This window comes from Bradyrhizobium sp. UNPA324 (assembly GCF_006658635.1).
In the GTDB taxonomy this organism is placed as follows: Bacteria; Pseudomonadota; Alphaproteobacteria; order Rhizobiales; family Xanthobacteraceae; genus Bradyrhizobium; species Bradyrhizobium nanningense.
This window is the reverse complement of sequence record NZ_LFJD01000004.1, coordinates 5,449,697-5,463,704: the sequence shown is the minus strand read 5'-3', so window position 1 is coordinate 5,463,704 and position 14,008 is coordinate 5,449,697. Positions and strand designations below refer to the sequence as shown.

Genomic DNA, 14,008 nt, shown 5'->3' with positions numbered 1-14,008 from the left:
GGTCCCTTTCCGTCGTGCATCAACTCTTGACCAGGTCCCCCAGCAAATTGGCCGCCACCGTCAGCTTGGCGAGCGTCAGGCCGCTGGCCGCGATTTCCTCGACCGAGCGGCGGATGCGCGTCGCCTCAGGATGAGCCGCAAGCCAGTTGCCGGCGGCCTCTTGGCCGGACTCGCCGTTTGCCAGCATGTTGGCGACCAGTCTTCTTTCCGCGGCCGCGATCTGGTCGACGGCGCGATCGATCGCGAGACGTTCATAATTGTCGTTTACCGGCACGCTGCGCGCGGCGGCGATGATCCGATCGAGCCTGAAATCGGCCTCGGCGGCGAAGAAGGTCGTGGCGGCGTCACCGATGGCCCGGCTGGCGCCCTCCGCGACGGTGACGATATCCGGTGCGGAGACGAGCACGTCGAGATCGGCGAGCTCTGCGGCAAGTCCTGCTGGGACGCCGGCACCGATCAGATCCTGCCGCCGCTTGGTGCGCCCAGCCTGCAAGTCCTGCGGCAGGGTCTTGTCGAGCCCGGCGGCGACCTCCCGAATTCCGGGACCGAAGTGCGCGATCACGGCGTCCAGACCGGCCTTGAAATCAGCATTGCGCACGTACCACACCATGCGTGAGAGCAGGAGATCCTGGATCGTCGCGTAGAGGCCGAGTTGCAATTGCCCGTCGATGTGGGTGTCGAGTGCATCGATCGCGGCATTGAGCCGCTGAAGGCCGTAGGATTCATCGACCGCGACGAAGGCCATGACGATGGTGGCGACATCGGCATCGGTCTCGTCGGCCAGGCGCACGACACAGGCCGGGCCGCCCCGGTTGATCACGGCATTGGCGAGACTGGTGGCGATGATCTCCCGCCGCAACCGATGCAACTGCACCGCCGTGGGGAATTTCTCCTGCACCTGGCGCGGAAAATACTGGAATAGTTCGCGGGCGAGATAGGGATCGTCAGGCACGCCGGTCGCGAGCAGGTCGTCGTAGAGCGTCAGCTTGGCGTAAGCGAGCAACACGGCAAGCTCGGGCCGTGTCAGGAGCTGGCCGCGCCTGGTGCGCTCGGTGATCGCCGCATCGTCGGGCAAGAACTCCACGGCGCGGCTGAGCAGGCCGCGCTGCTCGAGCGATTGCATCAGGCGGGTGAGGGAGCCGGTCTCGGCCACGCCCTTCCGTTCGGCCAGCGAGAGCGCCAGCGTCTGAAGATAATTGTTGCGCAGCACGAGTGCGCCAACCTCCTCGGTCATCGCGGCGAGCAGGCTGTTACGGTCGCCAGGACTGAGGTGTCCCTCGCGCTCGGGGCGCGCCAGCGCGATCTTGATGTTGACCTCGACGTCGGACGTGTTCACGCCGGCCGAATTGTCGATGGCGTCGGTGTTGAGCTTGACGCCCTTCTGCGCCGCCTCGATACGGCCGCGCTGGGTGACGCCGAGATTGGCGCCTTCGCCGATCACCCGCGCACGGACATCGGCGCCCGCGATGCGGATCGGATCGTTGGCGCGGTCGCCGGCCTGATCATCGCTTTCCGAGGACGAGCGAATATAGGTGCCGATGCCGCCAAACCACAGGAGGTCCACGCGGGCCTTGAGGATCGCTGTCATCACCTCGAACGGCGTGGCCTGCGGCTTGTCGAGATCAAGCAGTGCGCGCACTTCCGGTGCAAGCGGGATCGCCTTGAGCGAGCGCGAGAACACGCCACCGCCTTGCGAGATCAGGGACTTGTCATAGTCCTGCCAGCTCGATCGCAGCAGGCCGAACAGGCGCTTGCGTTCGGCGAGGCTGATCGCCGGTTCAGGCGATGGATCGATGAAGATGTCGCGGTGATCGAACGCCGCGACGAGCTTCGTCGCCGGCGAGAGCAGCATGCCGTTACCGAAGACATCGCCCGACATGTCGCCGACGCCGGCAACCGTGAACGGCTTGGTCTGGATGTCGGTGCCAAACTCGCGGAAGTGACGCTTGACCGCCTCCCATGCGCCTCGTGCCGTGATTCCCATCTTCTTGTGGTCGTAGCCCTGGCTGCCGCCGGAGGCGAAGGCATCGCCGAGCCAATGGTGCTTCTCGGTCGAGATCGCGTTGGCGATGTCGGAGAAGGTGGCGGTGCCCTTGTCGGCTGCGACGACCAGGTAGGGGTCGTCACCGTCATGCCGCACGGTCGCGTCGGGCGGCACTATGGTGTCGCGGTCAAGATTGTCAGTGAGTTCGAGCAGCGTGCGAACGAAGATACGATAGGCTTCGGTACCTTCCGCCATGAAGTGGTCGCGACTCGAGGGCGACGGCAGGCGCTTGGGCACGAAGCCGCCCTTCGCGCCGACCGGCACGATCACGGCGTTCTTCACCTGTTGTGCCTTCACGAGGCCCAGGATCTCGGTACGGAAATCCTGCGGCCGGTCGGACCAGCGCAGACCGCCGCGCGCGACCTTGCCGAAGCGCAGATGAATGCCTTCGACGCGGGGCGAGTAGACGAAAATCTCGTACAGTGGTCGCGGAGCCGGCAGGGCCTCGATCTTGCGCGCGTCGAACTTGAAGGAGATCACCGGATGCGGGTGCCCGTCCTGACCGACCTGCCACAAATTGGTGCGGATGGTTGCCTGCACCAGATTGGTGAAGCGGCGCAGGATGCGGTCTTCATCGAGCGAGGCGACGGAATTGAGCTGCTCCTCGATCTCGGCGACGAGGGCCATCTCGCGCGACGAGCGCTCCGCAATCGTGAGTCCAAGGCGCGGATCGAGGCGGCCCTGGAACAGGGCAACGATGTTGGCGGTAATCGCGGCATTCTTGCGCAGTGTCTCCCACATATAGTCCTGGGTGAACGGAGCGCGGATCTGATGGAGGTAGCGCGACAGCGCGCGGATCGTCGATACTTCCCGCCAGCTCAGGGCTGTGCGCAGGATCAGTGCGTTGAATCCGTCGGATTCGGCGCGATCGCGGACCACCGCCATGATCGAGGCTTCCAGACGACGGTTGAATTCATCGTTGATTGCGATCGGCTTGCCGTCGCTGGTCTCGATTGTCATATCGTGCAGCCATGCCGGCGACTGCCAGGTGCGCGGCACGATCTGATAGGTGCGTTCGTTGACCACGTTCAGGCCGTGATTTTCAATCACCGGCACGCGATAGGATAGCGACAGCGGCGCGGCGTCCGAGAAGACCTTCAGGCCGAATCGTCTGGGATCGTCGTCCCCCTCGAGGCGGTAAACCGAAATCGTCACCGGTCTGGCTGAGGAGAGCTTTTCGATGGTGGCGATGTCGGCGATCGCCTGTTCGGCGCTGAATATCTCGGTGTAGCCGGCGGAAAAGGCCTGGGCATAACGGCTTGCGAGCATGCGCGCCCGCATGCCATCTGCAGACGCAGTCAGCGCGACCTTCAACTTGTCGGCCCAGGTCTCGGCAATGGCGCTGATCCCGGCTTCGAGGGTCGGGCGTTCGACCACCGGAGTTTTACCTTCATATCGGCCGATGATGTAGTGGACGCGCGCAAGCGAACCTTCCGGGAAGGATACGTAGGAGGCCGACAGGGTCCCCTTGTAGACCTGCGACAGGAAGGCGCCGACGCGCGTGCGCACATCGGTGTCGTATTTGTCGCGCGGAATGAAGCAGAGGATGGAGACGAAGCGATCGAACTTGTCCACGCGTGCCAGCACCCGGACGCGGGGGCGCTCATAGAGGATCAGGATCTCCACGACGAAATTGTAGAGCGTGTCGACGTCGATCTGAAACAGATCGTCGCGCGGATAATCCTCGAGAATATGCGTCAGCGCCTTGCCCGAATGGCTGTTCGGGTCGAAGCCGGCACGCTGCAGCACCTGCACCACTTTGTGGCGGGCATAAGGGATTTGCTTGACCGAGCGGGTATAGGCGCCGGACGTGAACAGACCGACGAGGCGCAATTCCCCTTCGAGCCGGCCGTCGGGTGTGTAGAGCTTGATGCCCACGTAATCCATCCGGATGCGGCGATGAACGCGGCTGGAGACGTTGGCCTTGATGATGATGAGGAGGCTCGGCTCCCGCATGAACTCGCGAATTTCCGACGTCATCACCACCATTTCGCGACCGCGGCGCAGGACCTTCACCTCGGGATCGCGCAGGATGCCGAGGCCCTCACCGGTCGTGATGTCGTCCGACGCATCGCTGTCGGGCGAGAAACGATATTCGCGCACGCCCAGAAAGGTGAAATTGTCCAAGCACAGCCATTGCAGGAACTGGCTGGCTTCGGCGATCTCGTCGATCGGCAGCGGAGGCGGATCGGTCGCGAAGGTCTTGATCGCCCGCTCGATGCGGGCACGCATGGGCTTCCAGTCGGTGACGCAGGCGCGCACGTCATTCAACGTCATGGTCAGCTCATCAACCAGCTTTTGGCGGTCGGCGTCGACGTCCATGCGGGCGATGTGCAGATGAATGAGGCTTTCGCGGGCGCCCTTTGCTCCCTCTGGCAGGGCTTCGCCATGGAAGCGCATCAGCTTGCCTTGCTCGTCGCGCTCTACCGCGATGATCGGATGAGCGACCAGGGTGACCTCGATGCCCTGCTCGGCAAGCTCCGCCAGGGTGGAATCGAACAGGAACGGCATGTTGTCGTTGAGAATTTCGAGCACGGAGATCTCGCGGCCATCCGGCATCATCGGATTGACGATGCGAATATCGGCGTGACCCGCCGTGCGCCGCTGTACGTGTTCCCAGGCCTGCTCGGCCAGGAAGGCCAGCGAAGCGGCGTCGTGGTTGGCGAGATCCTCGCTATTGGTGTGGCCGAACAGGAGTTCGGCGAAAGTCCGGGGCGTGTTGCCTAGCTGCACGCTTCCCGCTGCATCGCGAATGAGGGTCGACCGGGCCTTGTCGTCGCGCCACGCTTCCATAACGTTCTCCATCTCTCGCAGCGTCCGATCGCAATCGCGATCATCTGCTTGCTTTTGGAGTTCATCACTTCGAGCGCCGTCATCTTGACCGCGATCCGGCGCCGCGAAATCTGCCCTCGGCACCTGATCTTACCACTCCGAGCGGTCAAGGCGCGCGGAGTCGTGGCGAAGAGCCCTACGACCGCCGCGTCGTCGGCGCCATGAGAAATCGTAAGTACATTCAATGACATACGAGTTCGCAGTTTTGTTTGGAGTGGCGCACCACGCTTCGCCCTTCGGGCTACGCGTGGCGCGGCCATCCTGGACCGAAGGGCGAAGCGTGTCCGCCGAAACCACGCGGAGCCGAAAAGGCGAAGCGTGTCCGGCGAAGCCTCTTGGCGAAGACGGACTGTCTCATCCAGGCCCGCTCCCCACCCTAGCCACACCCGCATCTCCACTGTATAAACCGGTAGCTTCTTCCGTCATTCGAAGGAGCTCATATGAACGACCTGCACGCGTGGCTTTCGCAGCAGCACCACGGTTTGCGGACCTTCCGGACCTTTCAGCAAAAGCTCGAGACGCTCGGCCGGCGCGATCCCGCCCAGCGCGGCCTGTGCCGCCTGCTCAGCGGCATCATCGGCAGCTATGTCGAGGCCTTTGATGAGGCTCCGCTGCCAGTCGAGGTCGCCGCCGGCGCTTATCACCGCCTGCTGACACTGGTCGAAAGCCTCGATCTGCAGGGCGATGCCTCGCGGCGCCTCGCCGACATCAACCGCGTGGCGACCTGCGACTTGTGGCGATGATTGGCAGGACGGCACTTTCACTTGTCAAATAGCAAGACGCGCTGCCACGCTCTCGCGGCGCCTGACGCCCGAGTCCTGAGCTTCTCTCGACGCCCCTTCCCAGGGAAAGGCGCAGGGAAGGCCGGGCGCCGGCTGGCACCCACGGTCCGCTGTGCGCAAATTGCGCGAAGATAGATGCACAGCGGCATACAGGGCAGCCCGGACATCCCGGCCTTTTCCCTGCGCAATGGTTTGACGGCTTATGGCGCGCTCTCCCCGGGGAGCGATGCACTATTGCCCCCGTCGCCTTGCGGATGATCGGTGCGCGTGCCCGGTCGGGCCGCTTCACCACCGCTAGCCTTGACGCACAGACCCCGGGCGTCAGGACCACACGCTTTTGCCGTACGCGGACCGCACCGGTCGTGTGCGCGCCGCCGATCCCTGCGGCCATCCTTCGAGACGCCCGCCGTTGGCAGGCCCTCAGGATGAGGATCGAGTGCGCGGCTCTGGTTCAACGACACCGATGCTGCTGAGCCTCATCCTAAGGAGACCGCGAAGCGGGCGTCTCGAAGGACGAGGCGTGTGCGCTGGTCGCCCAGCGGGCCATGCGTGGCCGCCCTGCCCGTACTGCCGCGAGGTGTTCGACTTCCTCGCGCCAATCCCTATATCCTGTTTAACCGATCTGATGCAGCGGACAGTTTGATGGCCAGGAGACGCACGACGGATACGGACGCCGACGACCTCCCCCGCTATTTCGTCTGGGTTCGGGGCCTCGAAGGCCCCGAGCCGCAGAAATGGATGGCGATGGATTTCGGCATCGGCGATTGGAAGCGGCCGCTCGTGCTGGCGTATCTGGAGTTGCCGGAAGACGAACGGCGTCTGTCGCTGTCGATGCTGGCCCGGCGCTATCCGCCGCCGCGGGATGACCTTTCGTGAGCCGGACTCAACGATTGGACTTCAATCTATTTGGAAAGCTGATAGGTCGTTTTCGTTGTTGATAGTAATCGTACGTCCGTCATCGAACAGGAAAACAACTTGGCTCCCGGTGGCGGTGGTCACCATCCTATAGTCATCAAGACGATGTCCGACAACGCCAGCGATGGCACCAACATCTACGTGAGGACATTCCCAGCCCTCGCTCGCGACGCTCCATGGGTGAGGCTGATTCTCCGATGGCCGCCAGATTATGACGCCGCAGTCGTAGACGAGCTTGTGCCAAACACCGGCGAAACAGGCGTGAACGACGTTGGCATTTGCTACGAGCTGTCCGTTGTGAGCAAACCCCTCACAGATGAATGCGTCCCAGAGCAACCCAGTTAATTCAGGTGCGCGACCAACGATCTCCATGCCGTCTTCCATTGCCCTTTGCTGCTCCGGGTCGCCTCAAATGGCGGCCTCCTTCTAAATCTCACAGGATCATCCCTGTCGCCTTCCGGTCCAACTCGGACGTCTGGTGAGCTGCCGCGATCGGCCGGTGTCCGAGGCAGAACGGACCTCTTACGCGCCCTGAGTGCAGCGCGAACGACGAGCACGCGCTCCAAATCCGGCGCAACTCACGCCTCTCTCTCGACGCCGACCTGGGACCGTGTCATTCCCGCCCCCATGATTATGGGTGTCACGGCATCTCCTCACAGGCTAAACTTGCTCTTGCGCTGCGGGGGACACGCGGGTGCGGGACCATGATCATGACCGAACAGGGCGAGACGGGTGAGATCATCACCATCCTCCTCGTCGAGGACGACGCGCCGACCTGCTGGCGGCTCCAGGATGCGCTGGTCAAGGCCGGCTACGAGGTGCGCAGCGCCGGCACGCTCGGCGAAGCCCGGTCCGCGCTTGCCGCCGGCGCGCCTCGCGTGCTGCTGACCGATCTGCGGCTGCCCGACGGCCACGGCATCGAGCTGATCCGCGAGATGAGGCAGCGCTTCCCCGACACCGAGATCATGGTGATCTCGGCGCTCGGAGACGAGGAAAGCGTGATCTCGGCGATCACGGTCGGCGCCACCGGGTATCTGCTCAAGGACGCCTTCCCCACCGACATCGCCACCACCGTGCGCGATCTGGTCGCCGGCCATTCGCCGATCTCGGCCTCGATCGCCCGCTTCATCGTGCGCAGAACGCAAGGCGCCGCGCAGAATTCGGCGGAGCCGCCGCCCGGCCCCGTGCTCAACACGGCCAGGCTGACCCCGCGCGAGATCGACATCCTCTGGGGCATCGCCAAGGGCTTCAGCTATGCCGAGATCGCGAGCCATCTCGGCCTGTCCAAGCAGACCGTGCCCGGCCATATCAAGAACATCTATCGCAAGCTCGAGGTGCATACGCGCAGCGAAGCGGTGTTCGAGGCGGTGCAGCAGGGCCTGATCAAGCTGTGAGCGAAATCGCGGCCAAAGTACCTACAAAGGCACCTACGAAGGCAGCGGCCAAACCCGCACGGCGCCGGCTGCTGGCCTCGCGCCTCGTGCCCTATCTGCTGCTCCAGGCCCTGATCGTGATCGTCACCATCCTCGGTCTTCGGCTGCTGCAGCCGAGCGACCCCGATGACTTCGCGTTAAGCGACTTTTCGGCTCGGGAGGACGGCCTGATCCGCCCCGTGACGCTGCCGCATTTCACCTCGTCGCGCTATTCCCTGGCCGACCCGCCGTTCTACACTGGCGCCTTCACGTTCCGGAGCGCCGATGCGGCCTCGGGCTGGTCGGTATATCTGCCGCGCTTCAGCAACGCGGTGGAGGTCGCCGTCAACGGCGTCGTCATGCTCGACTCCCGGCGCGATGCCAATGCCAACCGGCCCGACCGCAACACCCCGCAGATCGCGGCCATTCCCACTTCGCTGCTGCGCGAGGGCGGCAACGAGATCACGGTGCGGCTGTTCGTGTGGGGACCGCTCAAGGGCTTTCTCGACACCGTCTATGTCGGGCCGGATGTCGCCTTGCGCCCGGCCTATGAAACACGCACGCTGCTGTTTGTCACGCTGCCGGTGGTGTTCTCGGCCTGGCAATCGATCCTGGCCGTCATCCTCGCCATCATGTGGCTGATGCGGCGTCATGAGCCGGTCTACGGCGCGCTGGCAGCGGCGATGGTGCTCGGCGTGGTGCAGGCGTTCGCGCCCCCGCCGGTGCCGCCGGCCGCCACGTCGCGGCTCGCCGCCGTGCTGCTGGCGTCCGCGCCGATCGAGAGCGCGCTGATCGTCGTGTTCGGCGTGCTGTTCTTCGGCTGGCGCTGGCCACGCTACGGCACGCTGCTGTTCGTGCCTGGCATCATCGTGTTCGTGGTCGGGCTGATCGGGGGGCCGCCACTGCCGCGCATCCTTTTCCTGGTGCTCGGCATTCCAACGGTCGGGCTTTGCCTGATCCTGATGGCTTGCATCACGGCAACAGCGGTGGTGCGGCGGCAGGACGCGGCGAGCTTCACGATCGGATGCGCCGTGACCATCGTGCTGGTCTGCTGGATCCAGGACATGCTCACGGTGCTCGAGATCGTGAGCAACGATCGCATCTTCGTCTCGCGCCTGTCCTACTCGGCGATGCTGGTCGCGATCGGCGCCGGGCTGACCTGGCGCTTCGCCCGCGCATTGAACCAGGTCGACAGTTTCGCCGGCCAGCTCGTGACGCGGGTGCGCGAAGCCGAGGAACGCCTGAAGGCGAGCTTTGCCCGCGAGGAGGAGCGCGCCCGCGCCGCCGCGCTCGCCAACGAGCGTACGCGCCTGATGCGCGATCTGCATGACGGCCTCGGCGGCCAGCTCGTCAGCATCGTCGCGCTCTCCGAGCGTGGCCATGAGGGCGCGTCCATCACCGATGCCGCCCGTGCCGCATTGAAGGATCTGCGTCTCGTCATCGATTCCATGGACGACATCGGCGGCGACCTGATGCTCGCTCTCGGCTCCTGGCGCGAGCGCACGACGGCGCAATTGCGGCCGCACGACATCACGCTCGACTGGCGCGTGGCGACACCGCAAGGCGTGCCGCTGCATCCGGAACTGCGGCCATGGCACGTCATCCAGATCGTGCGCATCCTCGACGAGGCCGTGACCAATGCGGTCAAGCACGCGCAGGCCCGCCGCATCGCGGTCACCATCGACACGTTCGACGCGGGCCAGGGGCCTTACGGCGTGATCAGCGTGACCGACGACGGCCATGGCTTCGCGCCGAGCGGCAACGGCGAGGCCGGACGCAACGGCCAGACCGCCCGCGGCCTGCGCAACATGAGAAACCGCGCCGCGCGCTGCGGCGCCGTGCTCGATCTGAGTTCGGATGCTTCCGGCACGCGCGTGCGGCTGCAATTGCCGCAGCGTTTTCCCGACAGCGACATGGCTGTGGGCTGAAAGACCCCCTCCCCGAACGTGTGGGGCGCACGGAGAGAGGGGACGGGCCGGGAAATCCGCCTGCGGAGGACGGGGGGTGTTCGTCCGCAGGCCCCGTTGGCCCGAAGCGATGCAATCAATTCAATCCAATGGAAATATCAGCGCACGCCGACGCGATTGACCGGGCCGCCGCGATTCATCGGCGTTCCCGCGCGGACGCCGACACCGGGCGCACCGACGCCGGGCGTTGCGACCGCCGCCGCGGCGACCGGCGCTCCCGGCGCCACGACCACTGCTGCCGTCGGCCGCACTACGCAGCCCTTGGGCACGCCGACCGTCTTGCAATAGACCACCGCCTGCGCCGGGCTCGTGCCCAGCGACACCATCGCCGCGCCCGCGAGCGCCATGACCGTCAGCCCTGCGCTCAGCGCTCCAGCTCTCTTCGACATCCTTGCTCTCCTGCTTCCCGTTCGGCGTCCCGATGCAATCACCGGGTTTCGCAGCCGAGGTGCAGCCTGAATGGCAAAAGACGGCGCGCGAATACATGCCATGAAGATGGGGGTAGTGCGGCCGGGAGGGCTTGCCGGTGCCATGAACATGGCATGGACCGGCGCCTCGCCTTTGCGGAATGGTCCGGCCCGATTGATCCCGGTCGGGACCAACGAGGATTCCAAAGAGGTGCTCTATGAAGATTTCGGTTCTTGCCGCGCTGCTGCTCGCCGCCAGCGCCCTGCCCGCTGCCGCGCAATCCGGTCCGTCGCCCCAGGAGCAAATGGCCTGCCGCGGCGACGCCAGCAAATTCTGCGCCGAACATATCGGCAAGCCGCCGCAGATGAACGCCTGCCTGCGCGAGAACAAGTCGAAGCTTTCGGACTCCTGCCGCAAGGTCGTCGAATCGCACGGCGGCTAGTCCGTTATCGTTCTATCCAGAAGACGACAATGAGGGCGGCGCATTGCCGCCCTCATGATTCCAGCGCCGCTATTCCTGCATCATCTCGCCGCTGCCGCCGAATTCGGCCGGAAAATCCTTCAGCTTGGGCAGGCCGTCGCGCATCGGCAGCACGGTTTCGGCATAGTTGACGTGAACGCCGGGCGCGAATGCGAGCGTCGGGATGGTGGCGCTGAAGACGTCGACGAGGCCGAGCGGCGGGTGGTTGGTCATGAGATGACCGCCGCACTTCTTGCAATATTTGCGCTGGCTGAGCGGCGTCTTGGCAAAGGTCTCGACATTCTCGGCGCCTTCGCTGACGCGCACCGCCTCCGGTTTCCACAGGCTGAAGGCATTGACCGGACCGCCCGACCACGACCGGCAGGAGCGGCAATGGCAATAGCCCATCGCCTCCGGTGCACCCGTGACCTCGATCGTCACCGCGCCACAGAAGCAGGTTCCGACATGTTTCATTTGGTCGTCTCCGTTTGATGAAGGGGAGAAATCCTCTCCCCGCCCCCGTTCCACGATAGCTCGGGAAGGCGGGATGCGGGGAGAGGTGTCGGGGCGAAGGGGGAGATCACCCCAAGGGGACACAGAGGGGGACGCTGAGGGGACGGACGCGTGCGATCCTCGCGTACCTCACGCGGCGTGGCCGGGCGTCCTCCGTTCGGCGGACGCGCGCGGTGCCGCTCCGAGGCTAGAGTGACCGGCGCCAGGGAATAAGCATCGACACCCGTTGTTTGTACTGCCGGTACTCGTCACCGAAGAGAGCGACGAGGTCGTGCTCCTCCAGCGCGATGCCGACGAAGATGTAGAGCGTGGTGACTGCCGCGAACAACAGATGGCCCGCGGTCATGGTCGGCGCCGCCCAGAACGCAATGATGAAACCGAGATAGATCGGATGACGGACGAAATTGTAGAGCAGCGGCGTCTTGAAGCGCGGCGGCGGCGTCTCCTTCCCGATCAGATGGTTGGTCACCTGATGCAATCCGAACAATTCGAAATGATTGATCAGATAGGTGCTGGTGAACACCAGGACCCAGCCTGCGAAGGACAGCGTGACCAGAGTCACGGCGAGATCCGGATCCTCGACGCTCCATATGACCGCAGGCAATGGACGCCATTGCCAGAACAGGAGAAGCAATGACAGGCTCGCCAGCAGCACGTAGGTGCTTCGCTCGACCGGCTTGGGGACGAACTGCGTCCACCAGGCCTTGAACTGATGGCGCGCCATCACGCTGTGCTGAACGGCGAAGAGCGACATCAAGAGTAGATTGATGATGACGGCTTCAGTCGTCGAGGCCTGGGTTCCAATGTCGATGTCGATAGTCTTGGGCACGACCAGGCCCGTCACGAAGCCGATGGCATAGAGAATGGTGACGAAAAACGCGAGATACGCCGCAATTCCGTACAGAAAGGCGATGAACTTGAAAGTGCGCAAGCCCGCAACCTCCGGGCCGACCGAATGAACCTGATGATCGAGTTGGGTCATGAAACAGCTCCGTTGTGCCAGAACGCCGGCACTTCGTTGGTTGCTTCACCATGCATCCCGGACGGCCCCGAGGCTTTTGGGAACGATTGATTTTCGCCTGAGACGACTTTGATTTTTGCTTGAGACGAACGACGTGCGATTTCGATTTGAAAACAACGTGCTCGACGGCAACCTGCGGGAACTCACCTGCGGCGGGGCGGCCGTGCCGTTGCAGCCGCAAGTATTCGATCTCTTGCTTTATCTCGTCGCGCAACGCGCGCGTGTGGTCAGCAAGGATGACCTGATCAGCCAGATCTGGAGCGACCGGATCATCTCGGATTCGGCGTTGAACAGCCGCATCAACGCCGCGCGCAAGGCGCTCGGTGACGACGGCGCGACGCAGCGGCTGATCAAGACCATTCCGCGCAAGGGCTTTCGCTTCGTCGGCGACGTCCGGGAAGAAACCGCAGCGTCGATCGTGCCGGCCGAAGCCAGGCCCGCTCTCCCGCGCGTGGCGGATCGCCCGGCGGTCGCGGTGCTTGCCTTCGAGAACATGAGCGGCGATCCCGCACAGGACTATTTCGGCGACGGCATCAGCGAGGACATCCTCACCGCGTTGTCGAAACAGCGCTGGTTCATGGTGATCGCCCGCAACTCGTCCTTCACCTACAAGGGGCGCGCGGTCCACATCAGGCAGATCGCGGAGGAGCTCGGCGTCCGCTACGTGGTCGAAGGCAGCGTGCGCAAGGCGAACAACCGGGTCCGCATCACCGCGCAGCTCAACGATGCCAATTCGGGCAGCCACCTGTGGGCCGAGCGCTATGACCGCGAGCTGGTCGACGTCTTCGCCGTCCAGGACGAGATCACCAACGCGATCGCGGCGGCGATCGAACCGCAGATTCATGCGGCCGAGAGTTTTCGCGCCTACAGCAAAGCGCCGGCGAACCTGGACGCATGGGATCTCTTGATGCGGGCGCTGTCGCATTTTTGGCGCGTGACGAGGTGCGATCACGAGACCGCAACGACGCTGCTCGAACGCGCGATCGCGATCGATCCGAACTACGGCCAGGCGCTGTCGCTGCTAGCGGCCAACCACATGTTCGGCGTGCATCTCGGCTGGGCCGAGCTCGCCGCGGTGGCGCCAATGGCGGAAGCCGCCGCACTGGCCGCGGTGCGCTGCGACCATGAGGATGCCTGGGCGCATGTCGCGCTCGGCAGCGTCTATTTCTCGACGCGCAGGCTTGCGGATGCGCTGTCCGAGTTCGAGCAGGCGCTCGCGCTCAATCTGAACTTCTCGCTGGCGCAGGGCTATTACGCGCTGGCGCTATCCTATGCCGGTCGGCCGAAGGATTCGTTCGAGGCCGCCCAAAGGGCGATCCGGCTGTCACCGCGCGATCCGTCGCTGGCGATCTATCAGGGCATCGCCGGCTATGCGCACTTCACCGAACGCCGTTACGACGAGGCCATCGCGCTCGCGCGCGAGGCGATCCGCCATCGCGGCGATCTCACCGGCGCCTACCGCGTGCTCGCGGTCTCGGCCGGCATGACGGGCGACGACGTGCTCGCGGAGACGGCGCTGGGCGAGCTGCGCCGCGCCCAGCCGGACATCTCGCTGCACTGGATCGCGACCCAGCTGCCGTGGGCCAATGACGCCGATCGCGCGCATTATCTCGAAGGATTCCGGCGCGCCGGATTGCGCTGAGGCGCGCACGGC

The 14,008-nt window shown here is 64.6% G+C and carries 11 protein-coding genes; 6 read left to right on the top strand and 5 right to left on the bottom strand.

Annotation, left to right across the window (positions count from 1 at the left end; translation table 11 throughout):
• Positions 1 to 19: 19 nt before the first annotated feature.
• On the bottom strand, positions 20 to 4,849 hold the full coding sequence (locus tag UNPA324_RS26215) for an NAD-glutamate dehydrogenase (protein ID WP_141936668.1): 4,830 nt from the start codon (positions 4,847 to 4,849) through the stop codon (positions 20 to 22).
• 467 nt (positions 4,850 to 5,316) lie between these two features.
• Here UNPA324_RS26215 and UNPA324_RS26210 point away from each other — a divergent pair, with 467 nt between their 5' ends.
• Both UNPA324_RS26210 and UNPA324_RS26200 read left to right on the top strand, forming a co-directional pair.
• Positions 5,317 to 5,619 carry a hypothetical protein gene (locus UNPA324_RS26210; RefSeq protein ID WP_128920387.1) on the top strand — a complete coding sequence of 101 codons (303 nt, stop codon included), beginning with the start codon at positions 5,317 to 5,319 and terminating at the stop codon, positions 5,617 to 5,619.
• A 681-nt stretch (positions 5,620 to 6,300) separates the two neighbouring features.
• Complete coding sequence (locus UNPA324_RS26200; protein ID WP_128920386.1) at positions 6,301 to 6,534, top strand: hypothetical protein; 234 nt, start codon at positions 6,301 to 6,303, stop codon at positions 6,532 to 6,534.
• 21 nt (positions 6,535 to 6,555) lie between these two features.
• Here the strand turns inward: UNPA324_RS26200 and UNPA324_RS26195 are convergent, their stop codons facing one another.
• Positions 6,556 to 6,957, bottom strand: coding sequence for a hypothetical protein (locus UNPA324_RS26195; protein WP_128920385.1), 402 nt, complete (start codon positions 6,955 to 6,957; stop codon positions 6,556 to 6,558).
• A gap of 326 nt (positions 6,958 to 7,283) precedes the next feature.
• Between UNPA324_RS26195 and UNPA324_RS26190 the strand changes: the two genes are divergently transcribed.
• Positions 7,284 to 7,967, top strand: a complete 684-nt coding sequence (locus UNPA324_RS26190) for a response regulator transcription factor (RefSeq protein ID WP_164936392.1) — start codon at positions 7,284 to 7,286, stop codon at positions 7,965 to 7,967.
• Positions 7,964 to 9,913 carry a sensor histidine kinase gene (locus tag UNPA324_RS26185; protein ID WP_502705459.1) on the top strand — a complete coding sequence of 650 codons (1,950 nt, stop codon included), beginning with the start codon at positions 7,964 to 7,966 and terminating at the stop codon, positions 9,911 to 9,913. The genes UNPA324_RS26190 and UNPA324_RS26185 overlap by 4 nt, the downstream gene beginning before the upstream one ends.
• Positions 9,914 to 10,050: 137 nt before the next feature.
• On the opposite strand, the gene UNPA324_RS26180 is transcribed toward UNPA324_RS26185, so the two are convergent.
• Complete coding sequence (locus UNPA324_RS26180) at positions 10,051 to 10,341, bottom strand: hypothetical protein (RefSeq protein WP_097657269.1); 291 nt, start codon at positions 10,339 to 10,341, stop codon at positions 10,051 to 10,053.
• Positions 10,342 to 10,577: 236 nt separating this feature from the next.
• Between UNPA324_RS26180 and UNPA324_RS26175 the strand changes: the two genes are divergently transcribed.
• Positions 10,578 to 10,802: a cysteine rich repeat-containing protein gene (locus UNPA324_RS26175; protein WP_128920383.1), complete on the top strand. Its 225-nt coding sequence runs from the start codon at positions 10,578 to 10,580 to the stop codon at positions 10,800 to 10,802.
• 69 nt (positions 10,803 to 10,871) lie between these two features.
• On the opposite strand, the gene UNPA324_RS26170 is transcribed toward UNPA324_RS26175, so the two are convergent.
• Positions 10,872 to 11,294: a GFA family protein gene (locus tag UNPA324_RS26170; protein WP_128920382.1), complete on the bottom strand. Its 423-nt coding sequence runs from the start codon at positions 11,292 to 11,294 to the stop codon at positions 10,872 to 10,874.
• 226 nt (positions 11,295 to 11,520) lie between these two features.
• Positions 11,521 to 12,315 carry a methanethiol S-methyltransferase gene (gene mddA, locus UNPA324_RS26165; RefSeq protein WP_141936666.1) on the bottom strand — a complete coding sequence of 265 codons (795 nt, stop codon included), beginning with the start codon at positions 12,313 to 12,315 and terminating at the stop codon, positions 11,521 to 11,523.
• Between the two features lie 133 nt (positions 12,316 to 12,448).
• Between mddA and UNPA324_RS26160 the strand changes: the two genes are divergently transcribed.
• Complete coding sequence (locus UNPA324_RS26160; RefSeq protein WP_141936664.1) at positions 12,449 to 13,996, top strand: winged helix-turn-helix domain-containing tetratricopeptide repeat protein; 1,548 nt, start codon at positions 12,449 to 12,451, stop codon at positions 13,994 to 13,996.
• Positions 13,997 to 14,008 lie beyond the last annotated feature (12 nt).

Bases quoted from the DNA above. Each gene is read 5' to 3' on its own strand.
- UNPA324_RS26215 (WP_141936668.1), bottom strand. From the start codon at position 4,849: ATGGAGAACGTTATGGAAGCGTGGCGCGACGACAAGGCCCGGTCGACC.
- UNPA324_RS26210 (WP_128920387.1), top strand. From the start codon at position 5,317: ATGAACGACCTGCACGCGTGGCTTTCGCAGCAGCACCACGGTTTGCGG.
- UNPA324_RS26200 (WP_128920386.1), top strand. From the start codon at position 6,301: ATGGCCAGGAGACGCACGACGGATACGGACGCCGACGACCTCCCCCGC.
- UNPA324_RS26195 (WP_128920385.1), bottom strand. From the start codon at position 6,957: ATGGAAGACGGCATGGAGATCGTTGGTCGCGCACCTGAATTAACTGGG.
- UNPA324_RS26190 (WP_164936392.1), top strand. From the start codon at position 7,284: ATGACCGAACAGGGCGAGACGGGTGAGATCATCACCATCCTCCTCGTC.
- UNPA324_RS26180 (WP_097657269.1), bottom strand. From the start codon at position 10,341: ATGTCGAAGAGAGCTGGAGCGCTGAGCGCAGGGCTGACGGTCATGGCG.
- UNPA324_RS26175 (WP_128920383.1), top strand. From the start codon at position 10,578: ATGAAGATTTCGGTTCTTGCCGCGCTGCTGCTCGCCGCCAGCGCCCTG.
- UNPA324_RS26170 (WP_128920382.1), bottom strand. From the start codon at position 11,294: ATGAAACATGTCGGAACCTGCTTCTGTGGCGCGGTGACGATCGAGGTC.
- mddA (WP_141936666.1), bottom strand. From the start codon at position 12,315: ATGACCCAACTCGATCATCAGGTTCATTCGGTCGGCCCGGAGGTTGCG.